The 1389-nt window shown below is 61.1% G+C and carries 3 protein-coding genes; 1 reads left to right on the top strand and 2 read right to left on the bottom strand.

Translation table 11 applies throughout. The features are described from left to right. Positions 1-118 precede the first annotated feature (118 nt). Positions 119-577, bottom strand: a complete 459-nt coding sequence (locus AC0L3N_RS15000; protein ID WP_473548319.1) for a carboxymuconolactone decarboxylase family protein — start codon at positions 575-577, stop codon at positions 119-121. A gap of 12 nt (positions 578-589) precedes the next feature. Further along, complete coding sequence (locus tag AC0L3N_RS14995; RefSeq protein ID WP_473548317.1) at positions 590-1108, bottom strand: RrF2 family transcriptional regulator; 519 nt, start codon at positions 1106-1108, stop codon at positions 590-592. 93 nt (positions 1109-1201) lie between these two features. On the opposite strand from AC0L3N_RS14995, the gene AC0L3N_RS14990 reads away from it, so the two are divergent. Further along, positions 1202-1389, top strand: a 188-nt coding sequence (locus tag AC0L3N_RS14990; RefSeq protein WP_473548316.1) for a hypothetical protein, incomplete at its 3' end; no start/stop codon positions are given.

Below are 1389 nucleotides of genomic sequence, written 5' to 3'. Positions count from 1 at the left end.
CCCCCCCTCCCCGGGGGGGGCAAAAAAAAAAAAAAAATAAAAAAAAAACCAAAAATTTCTTTTCACAAAAAAAAAAAACCCCCCGGGGGGATTACCCCGGGGCGTCAGGTCCGTCCGCTCAGGCGGCTTTGGCCGCCGCTACCGGATGAATGGCGTGGAAGGGAACGCAGAGCCGGTTCCAGGTGTTGATCATGCCGATCGCCACGGACAGCTTGACCAGTTCCTCTTCCGAGAAGTGTTCGAGCGTTTTTGCGTAGAGATCGTCCGGTACGCCGCGGTCGGCGATCTTCGTCACCACGTCGGTCCAGGCAAAGGCGGCGCGTTCGCGCTCGGAAAACAGCGGTGATTCCTTCCAGGCGGAGACGAGATAGAGCCGCTGTTCGGTCTCGCCATCGTGGCGCGCCTCGCGGCTGTGCATCTCGACGCAATACGAACAGCCATTGATCTGCGACGCCCGCAGCTTGATCAGATGCAGCAGGCTTGCCTCCAGCCCGCACTCGTCGACTGCCTTGTTGAGCGCCGATACCGCTTTCATGATTTCCGGCGCCGCGCCGAAGAATTGCAGCCTCTGCTTCATCGTCATTACCTTTCACGCTTGCTTGGTTGAACTCGATTTCTGCGGTCGCTGATGGCGCTCGACAAAGGCGCAGTTCGCGGCGACTGAACGGGGATCGGCATCGCTCATATATTCCGCCACGATGTCGGACAGCCGCGCCTCGGCAAGAGCGGCGCGATAGGCGCGTTCGGCCTTCAGCATCGCGACGCTGATGCCGCAGGGTTTGACGTAAACCGAGGCATCGAGCCTGGCCGGCCCGCATTGACGGATTTCGCCGCAGCGGAAGGCCGGTTCGCGTCCTTCGACGGCGAGCACGATGTCGAGCAGCGTTATGCGCTCGGCCGGCCGCGCCAGCCGGTAACCGCCCGATGGCCCGGGCACCGATTCCAGGATGCCCGACGCCGTCAGCGCGTTGAGATGCTTGAGGAGATAGCTCGGCGACAGGCCGAACGCTTCAGCCATGGCAGCACCCGGCATGGTCGCCGCGCCTTCGACGCCGGCAAGCATCGCGGCGCAGTGGATGGCCGCTTCGACGCCCTCACCCAGCTTCATCGTGCTGATCTCCAATTCATGGATATATCATATCGTGGATAATTTTTATCCGCAATAGAGAATATTCCACTTTGGGAGTGCGGTGGCGGGCTTATGACGTTTCAGGAATTCCGGCACCTGATCCTTTCAGATCGTTGCGCCGCCGCCCTTTATTGCCCTGCGGGCGCCAGTCTGCAGGACTTCGGTTCCTCGCGCCCGCTGCGCGGGGGAGAGAAGCTATGGGGCGGCGGCGAGGGTTGTGGCACCATCGTTGCTGTGAACTCAACGAATGGAGCGCCCCG

Source organism: Mesorhizobium sp. WSM4807 (assembly GCF_055811615.1).
The sequence above is the reverse complement of the archived record's forward strand: the minus strand, read 5'-3'. Positions and strand labels throughout refer to the sequence as shown.